Source organism: Chryseobacterium sp. JK1 (assembly GCF_050632815.1).
In the GTDB taxonomy this organism is placed as follows: Bacteria; Bacteroidota; Bacteroidia; order Flavobacteriales; family Weeksellaceae; genus Chryseobacterium.
In genome coordinates, this window is sequence record NZ_JBODRU010000001.1 from 2,237,094 (window position 1) to 2,263,761 (window position 26,668).

General features: G+C 35.8%; 21 protein-coding genes and 1 pseudogene. 15 read left to right on the forward strand and 7 right to left on the reverse strand.

From position 1 onward, the window contains the following. Nucleotides 1-17: 17 nt before the first annotated feature. A complete protein-coding gene (locus tag ACQ76T_RS10195) occupies nucleotides 18-1,115 on the reverse strand; it encodes a calcium:proton antiporter (protein WP_431343191.1) in 1,098 nt (365 codons plus the stop codon). A 393-nt stretch (nucleotides 1,116-1,508) separates the two neighbouring features. On the opposite strand from ACQ76T_RS10195, the gene ACQ76T_RS10200 reads away from it, so the two are divergent. Next, a complete protein-coding gene (locus ACQ76T_RS10200; RefSeq protein WP_077415531.1) occupies nucleotides 1,509-1,727 on the forward strand; it encodes a hypothetical protein in 219 nt (72 codons plus the stop codon). A gap of 253 nt (nucleotides 1,728-1,980) precedes the next feature. Further along, entirely contained in the window at nucleotides 1,981-2,244 is a 264-nt protein-coding gene (locus ACQ76T_RS10205) for a heme oxygenase (RefSeq protein ID WP_431343192.1), read from the forward strand. 83 nt (nucleotides 2,245-2,327) lie between these two features. Here ACQ76T_RS10205 and ACQ76T_RS10210 read toward each other — a convergent pair whose 3' ends face one another. From ACQ76T_RS10210 to ACQ76T_RS10220, 3 genes and pseudogenes are all read right to left on the reverse strand, one after another. Next, complete coding sequence (locus tag ACQ76T_RS10210) at nucleotides 2,328-2,786, reverse strand: MaoC family dehydratase (protein ID WP_431343193.1); 459 nt, start codon at nucleotides 2,784-2,786, stop codon at nucleotides 2,328-2,330. A 237-nt stretch (nucleotides 2,787-3,023) separates the two neighbouring features. Continuing rightward, a complete protein-coding gene (locus ACQ76T_RS10215) occupies nucleotides 3,024-3,218 on the reverse strand; it encodes a cold-shock protein (protein ID WP_065394328.1) in 195 nt (64 codons plus the stop codon). Nucleotides 3,219-3,269: 51 nt separating this feature from the next. After that, a pseudogene (locus tag ACQ76T_RS10220) lies at nucleotides 3,270-4,386 on the reverse strand (DEAD/DEAH box helicase). A gap of 428 nt (nucleotides 4,387-4,814) precedes the next feature. Here ACQ76T_RS10220 and ACQ76T_RS10225 point away from each other — a divergent pair. The 12 genes from ACQ76T_RS10225 (at nucleotide 4,815) to ACQ76T_RS10280 (ending at nucleotide 17,747) form a co-directional block, all read left to right on the forward strand. Continuing rightward, a complete protein-coding gene (locus ACQ76T_RS10225; protein WP_431343194.1) occupies nucleotides 4,815-5,762 on the forward strand; it encodes a beta-1,6-N-acetylglucosaminyltransferase in 948 nt (315 codons plus the stop codon). A 674-nt stretch (nucleotides 5,763-6,436) separates the two neighbouring features. Next, nucleotides 6,437-6,742, forward strand: coding sequence for an ArsR/SmtB family transcription factor (locus ACQ76T_RS10230; protein ID WP_431343195.1), 306 nt, complete (start codon nucleotides 6,437-6,439; stop codon nucleotides 6,740-6,742). A gap of 332 nt (nucleotides 6,743-7,074) precedes the next feature. Then, nucleotides 7,075-8,055, forward strand: a complete 981-nt coding sequence (locus ACQ76T_RS10235) for a zinc-dependent alcohol dehydrogenase family protein (RefSeq protein ID WP_431343196.1) — start codon at nucleotides 7,075-7,077, stop codon at nucleotides 8,053-8,055. Between the two features lie 435 nt (nucleotides 8,056-8,490). After that, entirely contained in the window at nucleotides 8,491-9,009 is a 519-nt protein-coding gene (locus tag ACQ76T_RS10240) for a peptidoglycan-binding protein LysM (protein ID WP_431343197.1), read from the forward strand. A gap of 187 nt (nucleotides 9,010-9,196) precedes the next feature. Beyond that, nucleotides 9,197-9,742 (forward strand): peptidoglycan-binding protein LysM, encoded by a 546-nt coding sequence (locus ACQ76T_RS10245; RefSeq protein ID WP_291938134.1) that lies wholly within the window; start codon nucleotides 9,197-9,199, stop codon nucleotides 9,740-9,742. Nucleotides 9,743-9,936: 194 nt separating this feature from the next. Continuing rightward, nucleotides 9,937-10,482: a peptidoglycan-binding protein LysM gene (locus ACQ76T_RS10250; RefSeq protein WP_431343198.1), complete on the forward strand. Its 546-nt coding sequence runs from the start codon at nucleotides 9,937-9,939 to the stop codon at nucleotides 10,480-10,482. Nucleotides 10,483-10,563: 81 nt separating this feature from the next. Continuing rightward, on the forward strand, nucleotides 10,564-11,364 hold the full coding sequence (locus tag ACQ76T_RS10255) for a hypothetical protein (RefSeq protein WP_431343199.1): 801 nt from the start codon (nucleotides 10,564-10,566) through the stop codon (nucleotides 11,362-11,364). Nucleotides 11,365-11,373: 9 nt separating this feature from the next. Then, entirely contained in the window at nucleotides 11,374-14,175 is a 2,802-nt protein-coding gene (locus ACQ76T_RS10260) for a hypothetical protein (RefSeq protein ID WP_431343200.1), read from the forward strand. Between the two features lie 10 nt (nucleotides 14,176-14,185). Next, nucleotides 14,186-15,619, forward strand: coding sequence for a hypothetical protein (locus tag ACQ76T_RS10265; protein ID WP_431343201.1), 1,434 nt, complete (start codon nucleotides 14,186-14,188; stop codon nucleotides 15,617-15,619). A gap of 607 nt (nucleotides 15,620-16,226) precedes the next feature. After that, nucleotides 16,227-16,358, forward strand: coding sequence for a hypothetical protein (locus ACQ76T_RS10270; RefSeq protein ID WP_431343202.1), 132 nt, complete (start codon nucleotides 16,227-16,229; stop codon nucleotides 16,356-16,358). Between the two features lie 10 nt (nucleotides 16,359-16,368). Continuing rightward, nucleotides 16,369-17,103, forward strand: a complete 735-nt coding sequence (locus ACQ76T_RS10275; RefSeq protein ID WP_431343203.1) for a sensor histidine kinase — start codon at nucleotides 16,369-16,371, stop codon at nucleotides 17,101-17,103. Next, nucleotides 17,103-17,747 (forward strand): response regulator, encoded by a 645-nt coding sequence (locus ACQ76T_RS10280; protein WP_431343734.1) that lies wholly within the window; start codon nucleotides 17,103-17,105, stop codon nucleotides 17,745-17,747. The genes ACQ76T_RS10275 and ACQ76T_RS10280 overlap by 1 nt, the downstream gene beginning before the upstream one ends. A gap of 248 nt (nucleotides 17,748-17,995) precedes the next feature. Here the strand turns inward: ACQ76T_RS10280 and ACQ76T_RS10285 are convergent, their stop codons facing one another. The 3 genes from ACQ76T_RS10285 to ACQ76T_RS10295 all read right to left on the reverse strand — a co-directional run bounded on the left by ACQ76T_RS10285 (nucleotide 17,996) and on the right by ACQ76T_RS10295 (nucleotide 24,479). Beyond that, the gene (locus tag ACQ76T_RS10285; RefSeq protein WP_431343204.1) at nucleotides 17,996-21,904 is read right to left on the reverse strand and encodes a response regulator; all 3,909 of its coding nucleotides are present in this window, start codon (nucleotides 21,902-21,904) and stop codon (nucleotides 17,996-17,998) included. A gap of 345 nt (nucleotides 21,905-22,249) precedes the next feature. Then, on the reverse strand, nucleotides 22,250-23,482 hold the full coding sequence (locus ACQ76T_RS10290; protein ID WP_431343205.1) for a TCR/Tet family MFS transporter: 1,233 nt from the start codon (nucleotides 23,480-23,482) through the stop codon (nucleotides 22,250-22,252). Between the two features lie 124 nt (nucleotides 23,483-23,606). Beyond that, complete coding sequence (locus tag ACQ76T_RS10295; RefSeq protein ID WP_431343206.1) at nucleotides 23,607-24,479, reverse strand: helix-turn-helix domain-containing protein; 873 nt, start codon at nucleotides 24,477-24,479, stop codon at nucleotides 23,607-23,609. Nucleotides 24,480-24,960: 481 nt separating this feature from the next. On the opposite strand from ACQ76T_RS10295, the gene ACQ76T_RS10300 reads away from it, so the two are divergent. After that, complete coding sequence (locus ACQ76T_RS10300) at nucleotides 24,961-26,388, forward strand: glycoside hydrolase family 30 protein (RefSeq protein WP_431343207.1); 1,428 nt, start codon at nucleotides 24,961-24,963, stop codon at nucleotides 26,386-26,388. Nucleotides 26,389-26,668 lie beyond the last annotated feature (280 nt).

The following is a 26,668-nucleotide window of genomic DNA, read 5'->3' on the forward strand; positions in this document are numbered from 1 at the left end:
ATATGCAATAGTTTAGTTTATGGAACTATCGTAATGAAAAGATAAATTAAAAATATAGCAATCAGTACAATTCCCTGCATGATATTGGTTCTGCCTGTTGCCAGTGAAACGGTAATAATAAAAAGTGAAAGTCCTAAAAGTATGGTTGATTTAATATCTATTCCCAATGTCATTCTTATCCCGGTTATTACGGATATAATGGCTATGGCAGGAATACTCAGTCCGATACTTGCCAAGGCAGAGCCAAAAGCCAGGTTTAATGAGGTCTGGATTTCATCACTTTTTGCGGCTCTGAATGCAGCCAGCCCTTCCGGAAGAAGAACAATACCGGCAATAATGATCCCTACCAAAGACCTGGGAGCACCCGCTGAAACCACTATATGCTCAACATCTTTGGAAAGGAGCTTTGCCAATAAGACGACTATCCCCAGGGATAATATTAACAATACACAGCTGATATACAATTGTTTTCGGGAAATCATTTCATGACTATTCTGTACAGACTGATTTTCGGATAGCTTGTTTTGTGGGGAAATGAAAAAGCTTCGGTGCCTAAGTGTTTGGATCATGGTAAAGCCGAGGTAAAGCCCCAAAGAAATCAAAGCAATAAAAAGCAACTGAAAGGAAGTATATTCCCCTCCGAGATGGCTTACGGTATAATTGGGCAGGATAAGCACAAAAATAATAACTGAGGTAAGCGTAATCAATGCAGTACTTACCCCTTGTAAGGTAAAGCTTTGTTCTCTATATCGTAAAGAGCCTATTACAATGCAGCTTCCGATGATTCCGGTAAGGATGATCATCACTGCTGCAAAAACAGTATCTCTGGCAAGGGTGATAGTCTCTAACCCTTTCGCTCCCATCATGATAGAAATAATAAGCCCTACTTCGATGACCGTAATGGCAAATGCCAGAAGTAAAGTTCCGAATGGCTCACCCAAACGATGGGCAATGACTTCGGAATGATACACTGCGGCCAAAACACTTCCCATCAAAAATAAAACAAGAATCACAGAATAATATCCTGAAGAGAAAACAGAATTTCCAACATAAGAAAGCCACGCCAGGATAGGAATCAAAAACGTCCACATCTCTAAATATTTTTTTATATTCATAAAAACACTAATATTTTTTACAATTGAATTGTCGTTTGAAGAAAATCACAAGCTTCATATTTCCTTTTTCAAGAGCGTTTCTATAAATGATTTGAAGCAGACTGGAGGATATACTGGAAATACCAAATAATGAAAAGAAGTGAATATGTCAGAACCAAAAGTCCCGATCGCCAGTTCAATGTAGTTATTCAGCAAGATACGAATAATCAATCACTTATTGGGGATTATATAGTAGTATTTTAATTATATGAACAACATTCAGATACTCAAAACAATCCGGAGTTTTTGTAAAAGTGTGATATGTGCAACATAAAAGAAACAATCTGTAATACAATAAATTGTAAAACGTCCACCTTTGTACTGTAGCAATGAAGTTACACTAAAATCCACATTATGGACACAAATCACAACAAAGGCGACAAATTTTTCAAAACTCCTGGAGACTGGATTGAGCAGTCAAAGCAACTGAAAGAAAAATTTTCAACATTAACGGATCACGATCTGAAGTTTGAAGAAGGTAAAGAAAAGGAAATGCTTGAAAGAATCGGAAACAGATTAAGAAAAAACCGTGAAGAAGTTCTCAATATTATCAAAGAAATTAATCTTTCATAAATTGTTTCAAGAACAGCTAAAATCCATGAAAAGAGATATTTATCAAAAGTTTTTAGCTGGAAAAAGGGATGGAATATTAGACAGTTCTATCCCTTTTGTTTACAAGACCTTCTACTCTTTTATGCTTATATACTTTCAGGTAGAATGTTCCCCTTACCATCACCCTATCCAAAAGATGGATCAATAGAAAAATGAAAGATAAGCTTCACAATAAATCTCAAACTAAATTTTCATCTTATTAAATATTTTTGCAATGAAAACAATACATCTCTTTCGGTTTAACGATTCTATTTTCCGTAAAATTCCTTTCTTCAAAGAAGAACATAGGTTGAAAACCGATGTAACGGACCTCGATTTAATGAATATTGAAATAGTAACCGAATATATCGTGAAAACCCATGATGACTTTAGTTTCGACAACACCTCAAGAAATGATCTTTTATCAATGTGCAAAAAAGCTCAAAAAACAATTGAACATTACTTTGTGATAAAACTGGATCACTATGATTTTATATGAAAAAGTTATTTAATTAGATTTTAGAATAACCATCCAAACGATAAACTTCCAAGAATTTAATCTTTTTTAGTCTGTCATTTTTACTATAAAAAATGATAAAGAAAAATAACATCTCCCACATAAGCAGGTTTTGAATAATTTCTTATCAAAAGTTTCGCTTCCACCACTACCTTTACCGTTCCTCTGAGATCCGTCACTGATTTTACAGTGGCCTGTAGCTGCACATCACTCCCTACCGGAACGGCCTGGCCAAATTTAAGATTCTCAATCCCATAATTGATTTCCATTTTGACGTTCCTTACCTCAGCAATTTGCTTCCATAAATAAGGGATTAGCGCTAATAGCAAATAACCATGAGCAATAGTGGATTTAAAGGGGCATTCATTTTTTGCCCTCTCCTCATTAATATGGATCCACTGATCATCTAAAGTCGCTTCTGCAAACCTATTGATTTGCTTCTGGTCTATTGTGTACCACTCAGAAAAACCAACCATTTGTCCTTCCAAAGCTTTATATTCAATAAAATTGTTAATAATAATCATGTTGAATGTCTTAGTATTTAAGCTGATGAGAATTATTTCTTGAAAAACCTCTCACGTACTGTGAGAGGCAAATGAACATTATGAAAATAAAAAGTAATTAAACTTACACCAATGTTCTTTCAAACAATATACTTCAAACTCCAAAGGTTACTGGACTTTGAATTGTAAAAAAATAAAAAAATATAATACTGAAATTGAAAATAATATTTATTTCAAACAGATGATATTAAAGATTAATTACGCCAATTTTACATTCACCGCATTTAAACCTTTATCACTCTTTTGTACATCGAAAACGACTTTATCATTTTCACGGATTGCGCTTGTGCTTAATCCTGAAGAATGTACAAATATGTCCTTACTCCCATCTATAGGAGAAATAAATCCGAAGCCTTTTGCTTCATTGAAAAATTTTACTGTGCCTTGTTGCATTGTAATTATTATTAAAAAATTATTTAGTACTTTCTGTAAACGCTACAGATTTTATTTATAAAATGATCTGACCGGCATTGTGAATCCTATCAATTTTTGAATATTTTTAAGATCTAACCGCTCATCGGTATCGCAAAATGAAATAGCGGTACCTTCCATTCCTACCCTACCGGTTCTTCCGATCCTGTGGACATAAGTTTCCGGGATATTGGGAAGCTCGTAGTTCACTGCATGAGGAAGATCATCAACATCAATCCCTCTCGCTGATATACCACTAGCTATCAACACTTTAATCTTACTGTTTTTGAAATCATCAAGTGCATGCCTTCTTGCCATATGAGATTTGTTTCCATGAATTGCTGCTGCAAAAATTCCTACTCCTTCCAATTGCTGTACAAGCTTATTGGCAACATGTTTCGTACGGGTAAAAACTAGTGAGCGCATTATTTTCATTTTGCAATAAATCAATTAGTAAACCCGTCTTATCTATTTTTTCCACAAAATAAACGGATTGTTTCACCATTTGTACAGTTGAAGATACTGGAGTTACAGTAACCTCTACAGGATTATTCAGAATTGTTTCCGCAAATTTCCTTATCCCTGCGGGCATTGTAGCCGAAAAAAACAAGGTCTGTCTTTTCTGGGGAATTAGCCTCGAAATTTTTTTGACATCATTGACAAATCCCGTATCCAACATTCTGTCTGCTTCATCCAAAACTAATATTTCTATTTTAGAAAGATCAATATGTCTTTGACTAACCAAATCCAGTAATCTGCCGGGTGTAGCCACCAGAATATCTACTCTTTTTCTAAGGGCGGCAAGCTGATTTCCTGCTGCAACTCCCTCATAAATAGAAAGCTGTGATAAAGGTAAATATTTGCTGTAAACAGCAAAACTCTCTTCAATCTGTATTGCCAACTCACGAGTTGGTGTAAGTATTAATGTCCTTATTTCTTTATGTTCTGGAGTATATTTTTTTAACAGCTGCAGAATAGGCATTGCAAAGGCTGCCGTTTTCCCCGTTCCTGTCTGGGCACATCCTATAATATCTTTCCCGGCAAGAATATGCGGTATAGCGGAATACTGTATTTCAGTTGGCTTGGAATATCCTGATTCTGTTACAGCACGGATTATTGGATTAATTAAATTTAAACTTTTAAAACTCATCATAATTTTCTCATTTCCCTATATTTTGTAAGCAAATTCAGTTTTTAGAATTTGAATTGGTATATGATAGAATGAGTAAAGAATTTCTTTTCTCATCACTTTCCCTTGCTTAGCTTAATATGTAATTATCATTAATAAGCCTGCAATAACGTATCATTCTAAGATGAAAAAATTTATATAGCATTTCACATTAGAAACACGATTGATAATTGGGTGGCTGAAAAAGCAAAGACTGAAAGAAAAAATTGTGAGTTTAAACTATTACAGAATAGCAAAGGCAGAAACCTTTTTTATAAGTGCTTTGCAAATATACAATAAAATAACTGAGCCATAATCAATTTAATCAACTGATTATCAAAAATATATTCGTAGATTACGCACATAAACTGAATTGTTTGCCTGTGCGGATGATTTTAAATTTCACTCCTATGCAAACGTCACTTCCTATAACTCATCCCCATTCACAAACTTCAGACCTACATTCTGCTTCGCAGGTGAGGATTGCTTATTTTATTATGATCCATCATAAACCTGATGTATTTAAAGAAATGTTTCAGAAGATTTATACAAGGGATCAATTTTATCTTATTCATATTGACCGGAAGGCAAAAGCAGAATTTACAGAAGAAATACAATTATATTTAATACACTTTCCCAATGTATATATTTTGGAAAGCATGAATATTGTAGCTGGAGGGTTTAGTATGATTCAGGCTGAACTTAATGCAATGGAATATCTTTTGAATGTTAGCAATGAATGGGATTATTTTATCAATCTAAGCGGTGAAGATTCCCCCCTTAAGTCACAAAATATTATACGTAAATTTCTTACAGTCAATAATGGAAGAAACTATATTTTTTATTACGATCAGAAGTTTTACAGGCCAGATACACTTCAGAGAATACAAAATCACTTTACAGAGCTTACCCACAAAATCTCTTCATTAATATATAAAAGAGATTTCATGAAGGGAGTTATCCCTTATATTGGTGGGAAATGGTTTATTTTTACAAGAGAAACCTGTCTTTTCTTGACCAATAATAAGAGGGTAATGGATTTTGAAGACTATTATCTTCATACTCTTTTACCAACTGAATCATTTTTTCAGACGGTTCTTCTCAATACCCTATTTAATGATATTATTGTGAACGACGATAAAAGAGCAATTATTGAAAAAAGTTTTTTTAATAAAGACCAATATACTGATAATCTCATCAAAACTCTAAAATCTTCTAATTATCTTTTTATCAGAAAAGTAAATGATAAAACAAGTGAAAATATTCTAAAATATATAAGTGAAAGTTATCAGCTTCCTTTATTGGAAATTGATGAGATAGAACGAGAGCTTAGGAGGAATAGTAGTCAGAATAATTAATTAAAATTATCAGAATAGGAATATTTATTTCTGTGAATCTTTCCAAATCCTCCACCAAATATTTCGAATAAGAGTAAAATATAGCTACCTAAATGTAATTTCTCAAATTGATTTCTTTTGTAACCTGTTCCGAACCGCCAATTATCAGAACTCCTTGAGGAGTAGCTGGAGTATCGAACTGAACTTTTGTCACAGGATACCATTCTCTTTCTATAAGTGCTTTAGTACATAATTCTGCATAGCCAGAATAATAATCAGAAACAGCTTCTCCATGAATTGTAGCTTCATAACCTAGTGAATATAAACAAACTTTTAACTGTTCAGGGGCAAAACCAGTTCCATATCCTGCTTATCTGTATAAATCGATCAAAGGACAAAAACGTGCTGTTTCATCACCAATTATTGCGACCATTAAAGGAAATCATAAACTTACGGCTTTTACAAAAGATTCGGGAGTTCTCCTCCTACTCCAAATCAAACCTGGATTTTTTCCTGAACTGATCGGTTAATGATTTAATGACATCATTACTTTTATTTTTCTAAATGTCTTCAAAAAATCTCCGGACAGTTAACACTAGCACAAATATCTTTGATATTGTAAAAAATTTAATTCAAATGAAAACTTGTAGGGATTTAGGAAAACACCTAAATTTACAAAACAAAATTTATGGAGTATGAAATTATTGGAGGTCATCAAATCGTTATCAAATGAGACACGTCTGAATATCCTTATATGGTTAAAAGATCCCTTCGCTCATTTTCCTAAGGAAGAATTAAGTAATTATATTCCTGAATTAGGAGTCTGTGTTTCTGATATTGCGCAAAAAGCCGGAATGTCGGTTCCTACAGTATCAGATTATTTAAAAACAATGTCGACCGCTGAAATTCTTATTGCAACCAGAAAGGGACAATGGACCTATTATAGGAGAAATGAAAAAGCAATACAGGAATTAGCAAGATCCATCAGAGAGGATTTGTAAAAAATTTCAACCAGCATTTAGATATTTACCTAATTATATAATTAATATTCCTGAAAAATTTTTGAGAATAAAAAAATCTCCAATAAGATTTTTTAGCATCGGCTATTGGTAATTTACTCATTAACATTTGCCAAAGTTTCCTTATCATAATATAAATTGATATAAATTTTTATAGTCAAGAGAAACTAACCAGAAATACAATAACAACTTCTTACGATCTTCATTATCAAAAAAGGAAAGAATGAATTCAAGATTAATAATGAGTAAACAATTTTCAACTAGAATTTAGATTTTTACCTAAATATATAAATAACTAAAGAAATAAAATCATTATGAAAGCAGCAGTATTAAACGAATTTGGCTCAGTAGAAAAATTTGAAATACTAGACGTTCCAACCCCAAAACCGGGAGTTGATGAAGTACTGGTAAAAGTAATGGCCACATCGGTAAATCCATTGGATTTTCAGGTTCGCAGAGGGGATTATAAAAATGAGTTGCAGCTTCCGGTAATCACAGGACATGATGTGTCGGGCGTTATTGTGGAGATTGGGACGGGTGTCAAAAACTTTAAAATTGGTGACGAAGTATATTATACTCCCGAAATTTTCAATGGATATGGAAGCTATGCAGAATATCATGTTGCCAAGGAATCAATAATCGGTATCAAACCGAAAAACATCAGTCATTTGGAAGCAGCAACGTTTCCTTTAGCAGCAGGAACTGCCTGGGAAATGCTTTACACAAGAGCCCAACTTAAGATCAATCAAACAATATTGATACATGGAGGTGCAGGAGGTGTAGGAATACCTACGATTCAATTAGCAAAAGCCATGGGTGCAACTGTTTATACGACAGCCAGAACCGTTCACCATGAATTTCTCAAAGAGTTGGGAGCAGACCATATTATTGATTATAAAAAAGAAAACTATATTGATACCATTTTAGAGTTGACAAATAATAAAGGCGTAGATGTTGTCATCGATACGATTGGAGGTAATACTCTTTCCGATAGCGGAAATATTTTAAATCAAATGGGACAGGTGGTGACCCTAGTGGATATTGAAATCCCACAAAATCTAATTCATGCATGGGGCAAAAATGCTACTTATCATTTTGTATTTACAAGGCAGAATAGGAACAAATTAGATGAACTAACGAAGCTGATAGAGTCTGGAAAATTAAAGCCTGTCTTGAACATTGTTTTCCAATTGTCAGAAATAGGTAAGGCACACAGACTGCTTGAATTCAGAGATAATGATCCGGATTTTTACGGAAAGATCGGTGTACAAATTGGTAGTTCATCAAGTCATTAAATAAAGTCGATCATGAGCAATCAGGATAGTTTTACCTATGGAAAATAATGCCTGCGAAGCCCTGAATAAAGAAATTGAGGGGCTTAACAAATTGCTTTCAGAGCTAGGCTTCACAATACCCATCCAACTATCATAAAAACAGATGACTGAATAATCAGGAGGTATACCAGCTTTTGAACATTAGTAAAGGAAGCCTGCAAAGCTTTAAGTAAAAAAGCCTATCGTCATACACCTTCATCAGCAGAAAAAAATATTTTTAATATAATGATGTAATCGCAATGAGTTAATCAATAATAACGATAAAGGCCTTGGTCATGTCAGATAAAGGTGCTAGATTTGATTTAATGATATTTGTAAGTAGAGCTTAATTTTGAATGACAACATTGTATTACCCTTTAAATTTATTCTATCATGAAAAAACAAATTGTTATCGCGATGTCGTTTCTAGGAGCAATCGCTTTAGAAACTGAGCAGGTTTTGGCACAAAATTCTGATCAAGTTAGTAACTCCGTCAATATTGTGTTATCAGATGTTATTTCAATGGATATAGGTACTGTTGCATCACAAGGCACTGTAGATTTTAATTATGTGAATACAACAGATTATAATTCTTCAAAAAAGGTGACGGTGCCCAATAGTTTAGTCATTATCTCCTCCAAAAATTTCGATGTAAAAGTAAAATCTGAGGGCCCAAATTTTGTAAGTGGCGCCAACGTAATTCCAGTAGATATATTACAGATAAAAGCAATACCGGGGGGAAGTTTAATGGGAACCCTGAATGAGATCACCTTATCCGCAACCGATCAGGTCCTGGTAGGTAATGCAAGTTCTGGAGCAAAACAATCTTTAAATATTGCATATTCTATTTCGGCAGAAAAAGCATCTAAGGTACTTCTGGGAAAACCTAAGGGAACTTATGCGCAAACGGTAACCTATACTGCGACAGCTTTATAATAAAAAACAAACAGCAATTTTATATAAGCCCTCAACACCTTGGAAGTGTTGAGGGCTTTTCTATTTACACCCAATAAATAGTCCTGTAGTGATTTTACTACATGAACTTCCATTTTCCACTACAAAGAAACTTTTATAGCCACTGTAGATTTGCAGTATAATTAAACAACAATTAAACATTATGATCATGAAAAAGCAAATCGCAATCGTGGCCTTATCTCTTGGAGCAATTATATTAGGAACTAACAATGTTCAGGCTCAAAATACCACTGCAACCACAACGGTAAACATCACCCTGAACGATGTAATCTCTATTGATGCGGGAAGTACTGCAATTGGTAATACGGTTGACTTTAACTATGCTACTGCAGCAGATTACAACTCTGATCAAACGGTTACTAAAGCCAACTCGTTAAAAGTTACTTCAACGAAGAACTTTAATGTAAAAGTTAAAGCAGGAGGTGCTAATTTTATGAATGGGACCAACTTAATCCCTGTAAATGTTTTGACCATCAAAGCAGCTACAGCTGCCGGAACTATGGGCGGAACAAAAAGTGCTGTGGTTTTATCTGCAACCGATCAAACGCTGGTATCAAACGCTCCGCTTGGAAGCGCATTAACACTGAATTTGGACTACACTATTCCAGCAGCGAAATCATCTTCGTCCGATATTTTAGGTAAACCAGCCGGAACTTATACGCAAACAGTAACTTATACTGCAACCGCTTTATAAAAAAAACACAACAATTATATAAGCCCTCAACATTGTACCGGTGTTGAGGGTTTTTATGTGTAAGCCAAATTAACAATCCTGTAGTGATTTTACTACATCAACATCCATTTTCCATTACAAAGAAACTTTTAACGCTGCTGTAGATTTGCAGTATACAAAAGAAAACAATTAAATAAAATTTAAATATTACGATCATGAAAAAACAAATCGCCATCGCAGCCTTAACTATCGGAGCCGTTATACTGGGAACTAACAATGTTCAGGCTCAAAATACCACTGCAACCACAACGGTAAATATCACCCTGAACGATGTAATCTCTATTGACGCGGGAAGTACTGCAATTGGTAATACGGTTGACTTTAACTATGCTACTGCAGCAGATTATAACTCTGATCAAACCGTTACTAAAGCCAATTCTTTAAAAGTTACTTCAACGAAGAACTTTAATGTAAAAGTAAAAGCGGGAGGTGCTAATTTCATGAATGGAACCAACGTAATCCCTGTAAATGTTTTGACCATCAAAGCAGCTACAGCTGCCGGAACTATGGGAGGTACAAAAAACGCTGTTGTTTTATCTGCAACCGATCAAACGCTGGTATCAAACGCTCCGCTTGGAAGCGCATTAACACTGAATTTGGACTACACCATTCCAGCAGCGAAATCATCTTCGTCTGACATTTTAGGTAAACCAGCAGGAACTTACACGCAAACAGTAACTTATACTGCGACTGCTTTATAATATTTTTTTTTAGTTTATAAAGGTTCCTTTTGTTACGTTTTCAGTAGTTTTAGGAATCTTTTATTTTAAACAATTTACAACATGCGCAAGTTTATTCATCTCTTCATTTTCGTTATCCTCACAGGGTCTTCTTCAATCCTGGCACAAAGTATTTCTATGTCTCCGACACGCTTATTTTTTACCGGTAATCCTGGTGAAAAAGTGACACAGACTGTGACGCTTCAAAACAGTTCGGATAAGGATTATGTTTTTAATCTCAACTATAAAGATTGGGTGAGAGAAGAAGATGGAAATAAGGTGTATCTTGATGCAGGCAGTTCAAAAACGTCCAATGCCTCCTGGATATCCACCTTAGAAAACGCTGTTACAGTTCCTGCAAAAAGTACGAAAGAAATTGTAGTGACCATGCAGATTCCTGCAAACGCATCCAGGTCTGCTGTTACAAACAGCATGTTGTTTTTCACCCAGCTTCCTCAGCAGGCAGATAAGGCACGTATTCAAAATGGCATTGGTATTATCACCTTATTTGAGGTAGGACTTCACATCTTTTATACACCACCGGGGAACCATGTAAAAAGTTTGGATATTACCAATATTTCAGAGGTGAATAATGACAAGGCAGCGAACAGAAAAGTCGCAGTAAGCATCCATAATGATGGAAATACCATCAATGATGCCACCGTTGCATTTGAACTCACCGACACCGATAGTGGCAAGGAAATAAAATTACCTTCAATTTCCATCTCCATGCTTCCGGATACCAACCAAACCGTTCAATTTTCTTTACCAGACAACATTTCAGGAAACTTTCTTGGCGTGGCTATTATTAAAATGGCAGAATCCAATGATTTACGTGTAGGCGAAAAAAACTTTAAATTTTAAAATTAAGTCTTGAAACAGAGTGGCATATCGATATCAATCCTAAGAAGAACCATCTTATTTTTTGCATTGGCTCTCCTGCACTTTTCATTAGCCTTTGCGCAGGAAAAGAAGGATATCCAAATTCATTTTGAAAATGAAAGTGTAGCTGTTGAGAAGGGTTCTACTTTTACTAATTTTCTGGTTATTGAGAATAAAAGTTCCGAAGAGATTAACATTCAGAATATCATACCGGAGGAACAATATCCGGGATTGCTTTTCTATCCCAAAAACACCTTTACCTTAGGTGCGGGTCAGTCTAAAAACCTTCCTGTGAAACTAATCGCTAATGTGGATTTTATGAAGCTGAGATCTAATGAGATCAAATTCAAGGTTTCGTACACTACCCCAACGGTCACCGGCACTGAAAGCTCGTCATTCTTCGTTAAAAAAGACGAGAACAAGAACATCGCAATTTATACGGCCACGTACGAAAATTTTATTAATCCTGGCACGCCCGAATCCTCAATTCTTCTGATTGTAGAAAACCAGGGCTATAGTAAACGAACTGTTAGGATTGATTTGCAATCAGTTCCCGATGGCTTGGAAATGATGCCCAGGCAACAAACCGTATCTCTGGAAGGTTTAGAAAAACAAACGGTTGAGATCAAAATTGCAGTCAGAAAACAGAATACTCTTTATCCGGAATTTAATATTAATGCAACCGCTACAGACATGCTTGATAATAAAATCGTCGGAAGCAATACGCTCTATCTGGTTATTTTATCACACAACAGACAAATTGCCCGGGGAAACGAAGCGGTGAGCGGAAGTAATTTTGCTGAAATCAGCTATAATGAAAACAGTTCTGGTTTTGATTATCTTCAATTGAGGGGAAACACAGCGTTTCGGATCAACGAAAATTTGAAATCGCGCTTCAATGTGGGTGCGGATTACTATCTTGACGGTCGTTATAACCTGTATGACACCTGGCTGGAAGTCGAGAGAAAAAAGACAGTATTACGAGTAGGAAATGTTAATAGCAACGATTACGATTATCCGGTTTTCGGAAGAGGTGGGAAAGTTGCTACCCAATTTGGTAAAAATAACCAGATTGAAATTCTTGCACTGGAAAATAATTATAACCTATATGGTACTTATTTCCAACAAACAAAAGGATCTACCATGGCGGGAGCAAAATATAGTTTCGGGAATTCCAAATCTTTCAATGGGAAAGTGTCTTATATATTCGACCATGATCCTCGCTTCAACGTAGATACACAAGTGACGAACGGGACAGCATCATTTTTAATTAGCGATAAACACATCCTCCGCACAGAGGTAGGATTGAGCAACGAGAAAGGCCTTTCGAACAAAGATGAAAACACAGGCGCTTTAATGGGAGCCAATTACGAAGGGAAAATAGGGAAATGGGATATCCAATCTATTAATTCCTTTGCGACCAAAAGTTATGCAGGGATTAAAAGAGGATCTTTTATCTCAAATCAGCGAATCGGCCTCCAATTATCTAATTCTCAGCGTGCTTTTATACAATATCAGGATTCGCAGGTAGATCCCGAGTTCCTGAGCTTTCAGAATGCTCCCATACAACCTGGGAATACCGCTAATCTGCGTTATTATTTCAACAGTACAGAAGCTTTGGGATTAGGTTATCAGTTTTCTTTAAAGAAGTGGAATTTTCTACTGGCTCCAAAGGTTGAAAAGCAGAAAACAGCCAATTTTTATGCATCGCAGGAACTTTTTTCTTACCGACTGGAGACCAGCATAAGTGCTGTACTGGGTGCTCACGGATTGAATTGGACGGCGGAATATTCTTATTCAAAAGCTAATAACAGGGAAGAATGGTTCAACAGCCTGAAAACAACTTTGTCTTACAGGTATAAATCCTTCTCCCTTAACGGAACTGCCCAGTGGAATGCAACAAGTGTATTTGATTTAAATTCTTACTACAATGCTGCAGACCGTAATTTCGCCAACTATAATTTATATGCCTCGTATAATTTCCAGATGATGAATAATCATCTGAGCGGATCTTTTTCAGCAGGAGCTTCCTATTCGGAACTTTATAAAAACTTAAACAGTAATGTGAGCGGTAATCTGGAATATAAGATTTCACCTTCCTGGTCCAGCACAGGTTATTTTAATTTTTCAGGTTATAAATCTACGGCTGATTATGTAACCAGTGGCAGTTATTACCAGCTTAGAGTCGGAATTAAAAAATATTTTACAGCAGCGACCTCTCTGGGAAATCATAAAGTGACGTTACAGTTATTTGAAGATAAAAATTTCAATGGACTTCTGGAGACTGGTGAATCGGTACTTGCCAATGAAATAGTAAAACTGGACAATTTTGTTGCATTAACCGATAAAAATGGAAAAGTAGTTTTTCAGAATGTGCCTGAAGGTATGTATACCCTAAAAGTAAACGAAAGTGCAGGGGCTCAATTGATGATGGATCCTGTAATTATGGTGAATAACAACATCAACCGCAAAGTAGGCTTGGTAAAAAACATCAGAATCAAAGGGAAATTAACAGAGATCAGACAAGCATACGATGTGGTGGAAACGGATGTAACGGGAATCCTGGTGTACGCAAAAAGTGAAGATGGTAAGATCTATACTGCAGTGGTTAACCAAAAAAATGAGTTTGAGTTTTTCCTGAAAGATGGAAAATACGATCTCTATATTGAAAATGATAAATACAGCTATACAAAACCCATCCAAACTATTAAGGTAACAAAAGATGGTTATTCAGAAACCGTTATTTTTGAATACAAAAAGAAAGACACTACCATTAAGGTAAAAAAGTTTTAAATTTAGACGTATGAAAAAGATGAAGGCTTTTTTAACAGGAATTTTCATGGTGTTCTGCGGGGCTACAGCAACGAAAGCTCAGGATATGTACCTATCGATTCCTGAAAATAATATTTTTAACAGGAGTGAATTTACCTCAGTGCCTACCAGAGTAATGGTAAACGCCAACAGGACAAACTGGGATTATACTTTTTTTGGATTGGTGCCAACAGCTCCTACATTTACCTCTGTGTCCGGGCCCAATTTTACACACACCTCTTCCGCATTTACTTTACCCAGTTCCATTCTTCTGTGGCAGTTGGAAAGTATGGGCGGCCAGCTTCCAGCTACTGGATTTTCAGGTTCTTTACCCGGTTTTCAGTCGTTCAGTACGAGCGCTGTAAAATGGTTTGAACCACCATCGATCAGTATTGCGGGAGGATTCAACCGGGGAAATATTAATTTTATATTTAAAATTCCAGCCGCACAGTTTGCTGCCAATGCTTACCGAGCCGGGAATTACTCCATGGATATCAGTCAAAATTATAATGATTTCACGCCACGTAACTTTAAAGCAATTTTAACCATTCCTTCATCCATCAAATGGAACACAACATCTTTAACAAAATACATAGAAATATCTTCTTTAAATGACTACAGAGTTGCAGGCACGCGAGTGTTGAGTTTAGATAATGCGGAAATTGCGCATACCGTTGATTTTAATTTATGGGCGAAAACTGCTGCCACAAATATTCAGTTCACTTCTTCTAAAGGTGTTCCTGGAACCCGAAACATAGCAGCCATTAAATTGGGCAGTAATGGATCTACACTTACGACCAAAGCCTTATCTGGTGATTTTCAGAATTTCTCCGCCACTAATTTCAATGTTGTAGCGGGAAACAGAAACAACTTCAGTCCAGAGCTTTATGTGTCTGCAGAAGATTTCAAAACCCTTTTTTTTGAAGCCGGAACTTATACATTTGAACTGAACTTCAATGCCAGAAGTACAGATAACTCAATTAATAGTTTGCAAAATACTGCTGTTCAGCTAAAGGTGCTTCCTCTGTCGGAAATCACCATTCCCAGCTCCGGGCGAAATGTAAATTTCAATTTTAATACAGCTGCCCAGTATACTAATGGTCAGTCACAAACGATTCCAAACCAGATTGTATTGTCCAATAATGAGAATTTTGAACTGTATGTGAAATCGGACGAAAATTATTTCAAGAAAGGCGGTCTTCAGACCGACATCAATTCCAACCTATTACAAATTGGAGTGGATGGAAGTTCTGTAAATGCTCCCTTATCCAAAACTCCGCAAAAAATACTTTTTAACGGAACACCAGTTTTGGACCGGGGATTGAACATGAGATATACCATACCAGCGGCGGGTGCCCAAAGTTTGGTAGGTAAAGAAAATACCACCTACTCTATCAATGTGTATTATAGCTTTACGGCAATTTGACAATACTCCTCAAACTCTGCTGCTTCTAAGATGATCAACATGGAGCTTTGTACAATGCATATTGCCGCTGAAAGGCCAGTCTATTTTTTCACTTCCAGCATTGCATATCAAAATCAGATTTATCCTCAGCATGGACAAGTCTGATTTTGACATGATTATTACGGATCAGCAGAGTCCGGTTATCGGACAGCATTGAAACCATTAGGAAATGGATATATTATTCACAGCGCTCATCATGTAGCGCCGTGAATTGTTCTGTATAGCTCTTCCGATGGCATTAATTGACAGACGCATGTGGCAAATTGGAAATGGAAAATCAAATTGCAAAGCCCAATTATACATCACAGATATACCAGATGTTGTCCTCCTTAAAAGACAAACTGAAGCAAAAACAAAATTTAGCACATGAAGTGAGCAAGCACTAATAAAAATTTTAATTGCTTCTTACAATACTATTAATTTTACTTCTTATTAAAACATATTTAAATAATATTATTTCTAAAAATTTATTATTCGAAGCAAATTATGGCATTAAAACGATTGAAAATGCCAAAAAGAGAGCCATGATCTTATGACTATGGAGATTTATAGCCTTATCTAAAAAAGCATGGAAGCAACCAAAACAATAAGAGTTTTGGAAAAATGTACTGAAATACCTATTATTGCACTGCCAGAAGGGATTCTTACTTATAAGAGAGCAGTTTCTGCAAGCCAGAAGGCCGGATTTTTTAAGTATTAATACAGAATGTATGAATGACGTGATCAACGAACTACAATTAAAAATCGAAAGACTGGAAAACGAAATCAGTTTTAAGAACGGTCTGATCTCGATATTGTCTCATGATTCAAAAGAAATGTTTGGAAATTTTCTGTGGCTTATAGAAGCGCTGGAAGATAAGATGATCAATGAAGAGGATTTTTTCAACTTGTTGCCGCAGGTAAAAAGCGATGCACGAAAGAATATGCAAACCATTCAGGACAGCACGGCCTGGTTAAAAACACAATACGGGGACTTTAAGATTAAGCCTGTGAAAATGCTGGTGATTGATCTTTTTCACCATTTCGAAGAAAAATATGCTGCTCAATTGAAAGAAAAGAATATTAAATTTTATTTTAAGGGAGATCCCAATACATCTCTTACCACTGATCGCGTATTACTTGAATATGTTGTAGACAAAATTTTTAATAATGCGGTGAAATACTCTTTTCCCGGGCAAGATATCTACCTTCAGGAAGCTACAGAAAGCGATCAGACCGTACTTTCTGTCATAGATTTTGGAACGGGAATGGCTGAAAAATATGTATCTGCGATCTTCTCTTTTGACAACCCGATATTCCAGGGAACTTCTGGCGAGAAAGGCGTTGGATTAAGTTTGAAAATTGTTAAAAATTTTGTATCCTTGATGCGTGGAAACATCCAAATCATTTCCGCTGAAAATAAAGGCACTACAGTTTCCCTTTTTTTAAGTAAATTAATAGAATGATGGGTTTAAAAGTAAACGTTCGTATTATTGTAGCAGACGATCATGGCATCGTCCGGATGGGATTGGTACAAACCATCAAACGTCTCCAACCTGAAGCTATAATTTCAGAAGTAGAGGATTATAGATCGCTGTACAAAGCAATTTCGAAAGAAGAATGGGATCTGGCCATCATGGACGTTAATATGCCTAATGGTTCTGTTCAGGAAGCGATCGATTACATAAAAATTCACCAACCCGACTTAAGAATTCTCATATTTTCTTCTCAGGATGAAGAGCTCTACGCAGTGCGTTATTTAAGAATGGGTGCCGGGGGCTATCTAAGCAAACAAAGCTCCACTGCAGTAATTGAAACAGCTTTAACGAAGATGCTAACTACCGGCCGGTATGCAAGTGACAGCATAAAAGAAGCAATGTTTTTAGAATCATTGAATGGTGAGACAAAAAATTCACCCTTTGAAGCACTGTCAGACCGCGAGCTGCAAATTGCCAATAAGATTGCAGAAGGTCTTCCCCTCAAAGAAATTTCTAATCAACTGAATCTCCATTCATCAACAGTCAGCACTTATAAAAACAGACTGTTTGAGAAGCTAAAAATACGGTCTGTGCCTGAATTGGTGGAGATTCTCAGGTTGTATAATCAGTAAACAATCTATTATTTCCCACTTTGTCATCCCGAAGAATTGCGGGATCTTTTACCTCACAAAAAGATGATTCACTCCGCTATCTTCAGCAAATTTTTAGTTAAATATCATTTTATACTGACAGAACCGGAGGTTGTGAGATCGGCAGAAGCCAGGCTCACGAATCTCCCGTGCTATCAGATATATTCCTCTCTTTTGAATTTGCTTATCACAAAATCAAGGAGATTATATTCTTACCTAACTTTTTGATTTTATTTTAGTACATTTTTTATCAGATCTAATCCTATTGTTATTTCTTCTTTTATTTCTTTTTCCATCGCTGAAAAATCTATATTTTCATCAGCTTTTTTCTCCCATTTCAGCGCAGAGTCTGAAAGTCTGAAAAGACCTGCAGTTCCGGCGGTGCCTTTAAGCTTATGAAGGATTATTTTGGCAGAGTCTGCATCGTTTACTGCGGCGGCGCCAACAATATTATTCACGGTCTGTGTAAGCTCGTTAATCACAAGGTTTAAAAAGATTTCTTTGAATTCATCATCACCTCCAATCTGCTCATTCAGCATATCCATATTGATATATTTCTCGGGTAATATTTCAACATCTGCTTCAACATCTTTATCTTTTTTAATAACAATATATTTTTTGAGCATCTCCAAAAGATCTCCCTGTCGCAAAGGTTTAGGCAGAAAATCGGTCATTCCCGACTCCAGACATTTTTCTTTCTCTCCCAAAACGTTTCCGGCTGTTACCCCAATAATGGGTACGTTTTTGTAAGCAGGCAGGAGGCGGACCTGTTGTGTAGCTTCTATACCGTTCATTATTGGCATCTGTACATCCATAAGAATGATAGAAAAATCTTTTTTCTTACATTCTTCCAAAGCTTCGAGACCATTGACTGCTTCTGTAAGATGCACGCCAGGTATAAGTGATTTCATCATTCTATTATTCAGAACCATATTCACCGGATTATCATCTACTAAGAGAACTTCCAGCTCATTCATAAAAGAAAACTGGTCTTTTTCAAAATGTTCCGGAACAGCCGCTTCTGTCACGGTATTTTGATCTACACGTCTAAGTGTTTTATAAAGATCATCAGACTTAATAGGCTTCAGAAGAAAATAAGAATTATCTTCCTTACGGAAAGAATTAAGGACATCATGCTCCTCCGAAGAAGTGTGAAGAATGACCAATGGTGAAGTCTCATTCCGTTGACTAAATAACTCTTTGATCTTATCAATTGTTTCCAAACCGGAAATTACTGGCATATGATAATCCATTAAGATCACATCGAAACGTTCCCCTTTAAGCAATATCTGCAAAGCCTCCATTCCGTTGGCAGCCAGTGTAGATTCTATATTTTTATAGATAAGCATGTGTTGAAGAATGATTCTGTTTGCCTCATTATCATCTACCACAAGCACTTTTTTTATACTAAGATCACCTTCTTCTCTCAATTCGGATATTTCGTAAGGAATTTCAATATCGAAGAAAAAAACAGAACCTTTTTCTGGCATACTGATCAATGATAAATGACTTCCCATATATCCAAGAATATTGTTTGAAATGGTAAGACCGAGACCGGTTCCTCCGTAACGCTTACTGATAGAGCTATTTTCCTGAGTAAAAGCATCAAATATATGTTTCTGCTTTTCAACAGGTATACCAATTCCTGTATCTCTTACAGAAAATCGCAGAACAATGTTTCTATCATCCATGCGGAGTTTTTCCACTTTCAGCTCAATTTCACCTTGTTCGGTGAACTTTACTGCATTACCCAAGAGGTTAATAAGGATTTGCTTTAATCTGGATTCATCAAGTAATAAAGTTTTTGGAAGTCCCTGCTCAATATTAAGAAGAAGTTCAATATCTTTTTTCTGAGACTGATACAGAATGACATTAATAACCTGACTTACCATATCATAAACATCACTTTTCTCTATAAGAAGTTCCATCTTACCTGATTCTATTTTAGAAAAATCCAGAATATCATTAATAATGTTCAAGAGATTTTCCCCCGATTCATTAATATAATTAAGATATTGAGTCTGAATATCGTTGAGAGGAGTTCGCAAAAGAAGATCAGAGAAACCAATCACTCCATTTAAAGGTGTGCGTATCTCATGACTCATATTAGCAAGAAACTCTGATTTTGCCTTGCTTGCGATGTCAGCCATTTTTTTTGCATTTTTAAGCTCTTCATTGGTGCTTACAGAATTGGTAATATTTTGTACAGAAACAATTACCCCTCCAATTTCATTATCTGAAAGATACCATGGCCCCACCTTAAGGTCGAAATGCTGAATTTCTTCTTTGCCATCAACACTAATTGCAAAATCTTCATTAATATAAATTTTACCTTGCAAAGCAGCACGATAAATTTCTTTTCGTTCTTCAGGAATGTTTGGTGATACCACAAAAAGATTCTTTCCGATTATATCATTCTCATCCATTCTGAATTCATCTATCCATCTGCTGCTTACAGAAATGTAATTAAGATCTTTATCAAACATCGCCACGGCAACCGGAACATAAGTAACGAACGACTGCATCATTGCCTCTTTTTTAGCAATATCAAGAAACATATTTTTAAATACATCAATATCCTGAATAATCCCATACACCCTGTTACAAACTCCATTTTCAAATTCCGGGATTCCTTTTACCCTTACCCAGATTGTAACACCATCATTACGTACCAGTTGAAATTCTTCATCATACGGAATTCCTTCTGTTACCGCTCTGTTGAATAAAAATTGTACTCTTTCTCTACTATCTTCTTTATAAAAACCGATAGTATTTTCTAAATTAGGCTGAAAATCATTACTAATTTTATGAATTTCTTTGGTACTTTGAGACCATAATACGGTATCTTTTTTCAAATTGACTTCCCAACCTCCAACTTGAGCTACAGAACTTGTCTGCTCCAGCATTTTTTTGGTATGAATCAAATCTTTCTCTAAAGTCATTCTTTCCGTGACATTCAATGCTGTGCTTATTATATAAGATTTGCCTTCTTTATCTATCTCAACAAGATTGTGGTACATCCAGATCTGCTCTACTCCATTCTTTCCCTTAAGAATCATCGTTCCGAAATCCTCTTTGTTTCTATTAATCCTATCAAGGTACTGGTATAAAGAAGGCCAATTATGCTCAGGAACAAGATCTCTAAGGTTTAATTTTTTTACCTCATCTGCAGAATAATGAAGTGTTTCTCTTCCTTTTTCGTTAACAGCGATAATATTTCCCTCCATGTCATGCATGCTCATCAAACCGATAGCATTTTCAAAGAAACTCCTGAAACGTCTCTCTGAGCTTTCCAACTGACGTTTTTCTTCTGTCTGTGCAGTAATATTGATTCCGAAGCAAAAAATTTCAGAAAGTTCCTGATTGGGTTTCAAAACCCATTCTACAATGACAGAACTGCCATCATAAACTATGGTAGAAGTCGTAAAAGATACTTCCTGGTAAATTTTCGTAAGATTTTTAAGCTTTGAAAGTTCTTTACTCCCTTCACCGAAAACCTGATTGAAACCCAGTCCAACTGCATCTGCTTTATTTAATGAAAATACTTTTTCGACTACCGGATTGAAATCTTTAAACTTTAATTCGTCATCTAAAACACAGATTAGATTATTGGATATATTGAAGAGTTGTTGAAAATATTCTGCATAAATTGTCTTTCTCTTTACCATCAGAAGGTTAGAAATAACATCTGAAAGCTTTTTGAGTGCTGCAATCTGCCTGTCTGATATGGTTCGGGGTTCATAATCAATCACACAGATTGTTGCTAATGCAAAACCTTCGTCGTCAATAATTGGTATGCCTACATAGAACCGTATTCCGCCTTCCAAAATTAGTGGATTGTTCCGGGATCTGTCATCCAAAAGCGTATCATTAATAATCACTACTTCTCCACTTGCTATCGCATACTGGCAAACCGTATTCTCGCGTTCTACAGAATCTATCTCAAGGCCTATACAGCTTTGGATGGTCTGCGTTTCACTTTTCATAATTGCAATTAAAGAAGCAGGACAATCGGCAATGAGACACGCAGTCTCTGCAAAAACATCAAATTGAGGATCTTTGCCTAAGTTCAGGAGATCGAAAAATTCTATTTTTTTTAGTCTTCCTGACTCATTATCAGGAATGATATTGTTCATCATATTAGTCGCTAAATTATTTAAAAATAAATAAATATTATTATAATATGTATTCAAATAACTTTTTACAAAAGGTTTATTTAAATACCATAATCCCTACTTATTCAAAAATAGGGACAGAGTGATAAAAATCTTGCTTTGAAGTTTATAGATTATAAAATATGATCTGTGGAATTGCAACAAAAAACCGGAGATTATTTTACGGTATTTTTGGTTTTTATTTGTTTTATTTCCAGGCAACATTTCCAGTGAGTTCATCCCGTCTGCTTGTTGAATATATCCTGTTTGTATTGTACCAATTTAATATAACTAACCTTTACCCTTATCTCTTCACATTATTGCATTTTTTTAATCATTAGCTTCTTTTTCACCTTTTTGTCGAAAAGCAAAATATATAATAATTACACTTATAAACATTAAAATGGAGGCCAGAAAAAACGGAGCTCCTGAAAATTGAAATGGTGCTTCATCATGAGTGAAATAATAGAATAAGTTAGTCATCACTGGTGGTCCCAAAATAGAGGTAGCACTCACTAAACTTGATAATGCTCCCTGCAGTTCACCTTGTTCATTTGCAGGAATATTTTTACTGATTATTGACTGAAGTGCGGGTCCGCAGATTCCACCTAAGGAATAAGGAACGAGAAAAACAAACATCATCCACCCTTGATTAGTAAATGCAAAAAGCATTAAACCTAATGCATAAAATAGCAACCCCAAAAATACACTTTTATGTTCTCCTAATTTTGGAGTTGTCCACCTAATTAGAATTCCCTGTACTAAGCCAAGCAATAAACCAAGCAAACCAAGCGATAGGCCCACAGTTCTTTCTGTCCAATTAAATTTATACATAGTAAAAAAATGCCAATTGCTTTGTACGGCGTGGAGAGCAACATAAACCAAAATTAAAGCTATGACGAGATTTGATATTTTTGACTGTTTTCGCAAAAAATTAACTGTTCCAATAGGGTTTGCACGTTTCCAGCTAAATGATCGACGTCTATCTTTTGCTAAACTTTCCGGTAGTATAAGCAGGCCGTAAAGAAAATTCACCATGCATAATATAGCAGCGAAATAAAAAGGAACTCTTGCTCCATAATGGCCAAGCAAACCACCTATTACAGGACCTATAATAAACCCTAATCCAAAAGCTACACCGATTAAGCCGAAATTTTTAGCTCTATCTTCATCGGTGGATATGTCAGCGATATATGCACTTGCTGTTGAAATACTAGCCCCAGTAAGACCGGCAATGATTCTTCCAAAAAACAACCACCTAATAGAAGGCGCTAGTGCTAATAGTACGTAATCTATAGCAAATCCGAAAAGAGAAATTAAAATAATTGGGCGTCTCCCATACTTATCACTGAGATTACCCACTACAGGTGCAAATATAAATTGCGTAATAGCATAAGCAAAGCCAAGCCAACCTCCATATTTTGCCGCTTCACTAAGGTCGCTGTTGATAAGTTCTCCAATGAGTTTAGGGACCACAGGAAGTATAATTCCCCAACCCGTAATATCAATCAACAACGTTATAAATATAAATCCAATAGCTGCTTTTTTTCCTGTTTTTTTCATGTTGTAAAATTAAACAGAGAAAAAAAGCAGGTATTAACAATTTAATGGTGTTTACGTACAATCTGAAAGCTAATGATATTTAGCAATCTATAAATAGTTTAGAAGTATAAAAGAAGATAAATTATTATTCGTTTCTATAGGTCTTTGGTGACAATCCCACTATTCTTTTAAAGTATCTGCAAAAGACACTTGTTTCTTCGAAATGAAGCTCGTTGCTAATTTCTTTAATTGATAAATTAGAAGATTTCAGTAGTGTTTTAGCATGTAGAATTGTGATATGATCAATCCACTGTAATACAGATTTTCCCGTTTTCTGTTTCAGGAAAGTTGAAAGATATTGTGGTGTTAAATGTAGCTTTTCAGCGTAAAATGCAACACTTCTTTGTTGGTTTGCATGCTTTGAGATTAGCAGATAAAAATCATCTATAATCTCATGTGTGCGGTTTTTCACAAAGCTTTTGTTACTCGGTAAACAAGAATATACCTCAGAAATCATACTCATTAGAACCATAACAAGATGTCGAAGCATTTCCGTTTTATTATGGCTGGGTTTTTTATTGTAGAAATTCTGTATAAGCGTCAATACTTCATTTTGCAACTTCATTTCTTCAGGCTGAAGTCTGATAATGGGCTGCCATCTAATTTGGTTGTTCATTATAAACTCACGTAAAATTGGAAATGCTGTAATAAAATCTAAGGAAAGACCAATTGTTACAATTTTAGCATCTTCACTCAATGATTTTGTGTCGATCATCAATTGCGGTTGTAAAATAGCAATATCACCTGCGTTCATTTCATATTCTAAAAAATGAATCTGTGCTTTCATAGATCCTTGTATCAAGAATCCTAGCAATAAGCCGTCAAATAGACGACTATTATTTGTATACTCCTTTTTAGGATCATTTTGTTGATTGAGAATAACTATTCCTTCCGTCTTTTTTGAAGAATCAAGATTGTACAATTTATAGACATTATCCAAAGTTATCAATAGAGCCATGTGCAAATATCTAAAAAATGAAATTATATCTTAAATTAATAAGGTGCTAAATCATCAATATGGGGTAATTTATCCTGTCAAGTTAGCAAAAAAACAAAGAGAGTTGACATCTTTTATTTTGTTTTTAGAGTACCCAACAATAGCTTCTTTGGACGTTTGGAATCTGATCTTAAAAAATCATCGTTATAAATTCATTTCCATTATACAAAAGAAAAACATCACACATTCTTATTATAATAATAATTTTTATACTATAAAAATATAATAATGATAAAAATATATTTATTTTACATTATATTTGATAAAATAAAAAATAAATCAACCAATTATGAATTGTAAATTATTGACGAACTGGCCTATTATTAATGCTATAATTTTGGCAAATACAATAGTGAATCAATAATATATTAGACATTGTAACTTTCCCCCTTATTAATACAAAACACAGATCAATAAACTTTAAACCACAATATATTTAATTATGAAAAAAAAACATCTAAGTCTTATTTTTGTTCCCATAATTTGCATTGCATTATCTGCATGCAATAAAACCATTGATTCACTTAATGATGAGCCTGATGCAGTCTCCCCAACTATGGGAAGGGCAGCAGAATCCGTTAGTATCTGGGTTACCTCCAGTGATAAAAGCCGGCTTCTTCAGCAACAGCCAAATGTTACCTTTGGCCCAGATGGAGGATCCAATAATACTACAATAACGGTTAATGAGGGTTCTACTTTTCAAACGATAGACGGATATGGCTATACCCTGACACAAGGAAGTGCCAAATTGATTTCCAATTTGCCATCGGCAACCCAAAATTCCTTGCTGAATGAGCTGTTCAGCCCTTCCTCTGGGATAGCTGTTTCCATAATTAGGATAGGAATAGGGGCAACCGACCTGAGTGATTACTCTTATACCTATCGTGATGGCAGCTCATTTAGCCTTGCAGGTCCTGATCTGACGTATACTATCCCAGTCTTAAAGAAAATATTGGCAGTAAACCCCAATATCAAAGTTTTGGCTACACCATGGACCGCTCCTAGATGGATGAAGACGAATGGTTCATTCGTCGGTGGCACATTGAAGGCAGAAAATTATGAGAGCTATGGCCAGTATTGGCTGGATTATATGAACGCCATGAAAGCCCAGGGAATCAATATATGGGGGATAACCCCGCAAAATGAGCCTGAAAATCCACATAATGAACCCAGTATGACTCTGACCAAAGAAAACCAGCTGGGATTAATCAACGACTATATCGGTCCAAAGCTTAGGGGGGCAGGCTATAATTGTAAAATCATCTGTTTTGATCACAACTGTGACAACACCCAATACCCTATCTATGTAGCAAACAACAGCCAGTATGTGGATGGTTCAGCCTTCCATTTATATGCCGGGGACATTTCCGCGATGACTACTGTGAGAAACGCTACTGGAAAAAATGTTTATTTTACGGAGCAATATACAGCACCTACTACAAATTTTTCTGATTTATCATGGCATATGAGGAATGTAGTAATCGGCTCCATGAACAACTGGTCAAGAACTGCAATGGAATGGAACCTAGCTAGCGATAATAACCAAGGGCCACATACCCCTGGTGGAAGTTCTGTATCCATGGGAGCGCTTACCATTCAGGGAAGCTCAATTACCCGTAATGTTTCCTATTATATTATTGCCCATGCCTCAAAGTTTGTTACTCCCGGTGCAGTTCGGATTGGATCAAATAATTCAGGAAACGTTTCCTCAACGGCATTTAGAAATCCTGATGGCTCAAAGGTTCTTATCGCTTACAATAATAGCGGCTCAGCAACTTCATCCAAAGTCAAATGGGGGACGCAATCCTTCACCTATAGCATACCTGCCAATTCGGCAGCCACATTCAAATGGACTGGCAGCACCAATTAGTCATCCACTGCATCAATTGACCAGAGCGTTACCCTTAAGGGACTTAACAAGCGGTATGTGAGGAGTGAAAATGGTGTTGGCGAAATGACATGCAGTTGCAAGTCTATCAGACACCAGAGAAAATTTGAATGGGTGGTCAATGCTACTGGAAAAATCTCATTATACAGCGACAATGGACGCTATAATTAACCCCAGAAGATAACCTGCAACAGGGCCGGAATATCTGGCTGGGAAGCATTTGTTGTACACCAGGAACCAAAAATATCCGATCGGCATTATT

What these genes read in the sequence shown, in the direction of transcription:
- ACQ76T_RS10255 (WP_431343199.1), top strand. Translation starts at nt 10,564, where the DNA reads ATGCGCAAGTTTATTCATCTCTTCATTTTCGTTATCCTCACAGGGTCT.
- ACQ76T_RS10265 (WP_431343201.1), top strand. Translation starts at nt 14,186, where the DNA reads ATGAAAAAGATGAAGGCTTTTTTAACAGGAATTTTCATGGTGTTCTGC.
- ACQ76T_RS10210 (WP_431343193.1), bottom strand. Translation starts at nt 2,786, where the DNA reads ATGATTATTATTAACAATTTTATTGAATATAAAGCTTTGGAAGGACAA.
- ACQ76T_RS10295 (WP_431343206.1), bottom strand. Translation starts at nt 24,479, where the DNA reads ATGGCTCTATTGATAACTTTGGATAATGTCTATAAATTGTACAATCTT.
- ACQ76T_RS10230 (WP_431343195.1), top strand. Translation starts at nt 6,437, where the DNA reads ATGAAATTATTGGAGGTCATCAAATCGTTATCAAATGAGACACGTCTG.
- ACQ76T_RS10205 (WP_431343192.1), top strand. Translation starts at nt 1,981, where the DNA reads ATGAAAACAATACATCTCTTTCGGTTTAACGATTCTATTTTCCGTAAA.
- ACQ76T_RS10300 (WP_431343207.1), top strand. Translation starts at nt 24,961, where the DNA reads ATGAAAAAAAAACATCTAAGTCTTATTTTTGTTCCCATAATTTGCATT.
- ACQ76T_RS10280 (WP_431343734.1), top strand. Translation starts at nt 17,103, where the DNA reads ATGGGTTTAAAAGTAAACGTTCGTATTATTGTAGCAGACGATCATGGC.
- ACQ76T_RS10195 (WP_431343191.1), bottom strand. Translation starts at nt 1,115, where the DNA reads ATGAATATAAAAAAATATTTAGAGATGTGGACGTTTTTGATTCCTATC.
- ACQ76T_RS10215 (WP_065394328.1), bottom strand. Translation starts at nt 3,218, where the DNA reads ATGCAACAAGGCACAGTAAAATTTTTCAATGAAGCAAAAGGCTTCGGA.
- ACQ76T_RS10270 (WP_431343202.1), top strand. Translation starts at nt 16,227, where the DNA reads ATGGAAGCAACCAAAACAATAAGAGTTTTGGAAAAATGTACTGAAATA.
- ACQ76T_RS10250 (WP_431343198.1), top strand. Translation starts at nt 9,937, where the DNA reads ATGAAAAAACAAATCGCCATCGCAGCCTTAACTATCGGAGCCGTTATA.
- ACQ76T_RS10290 (WP_431343205.1), bottom strand. Translation starts at nt 23,482, where the DNA reads ATGAAAAAAACAGGAAAAAAAGCAGCTATTGGATTTATATTTATAACG.
- ACQ76T_RS10275 (WP_431343203.1), top strand. Translation starts at nt 16,369, where the DNA reads ATGAATGACGTGATCAACGAACTACAATTAAAAATCGAAAGACTGGAA.
- ACQ76T_RS10285 (WP_431343204.1), bottom strand. Translation starts at nt 21,904, where the DNA reads ATGATGAACAATATCATTCCTGATAATGAGTCAGGAAGACTAAAAAAA.
- ACQ76T_RS10235 (WP_431343196.1), top strand. Translation starts at nt 7,075, where the DNA reads ATGAAAGCAGCAGTATTAAACGAATTTGGCTCAGTAGAAAAATTTGAA.
- ACQ76T_RS10240 (WP_431343197.1), top strand. Translation starts at nt 8,491, where the DNA reads ATGTCGTTTCTAGGAGCAATCGCTTTAGAAACTGAGCAGGTTTTGGCA.
- ACQ76T_RS10245 (WP_291938134.1), top strand. Translation starts at nt 9,197, where the DNA reads ATGAAAAAGCAAATCGCAATCGTGGCCTTATCTCTTGGAGCAATTATA.
- ACQ76T_RS10200 (WP_077415531.1), top strand. Translation starts at nt 1,509, where the DNA reads ATGGACACAAATCACAACAAAGGCGACAAATTTTTCAAAACTCCTGGA.
- ACQ76T_RS10225 (WP_431343194.1), top strand. Translation starts at nt 4,815, where the DNA reads ATGCAAACGTCACTTCCTATAACTCATCCCCATTCACAAACTTCAGAC.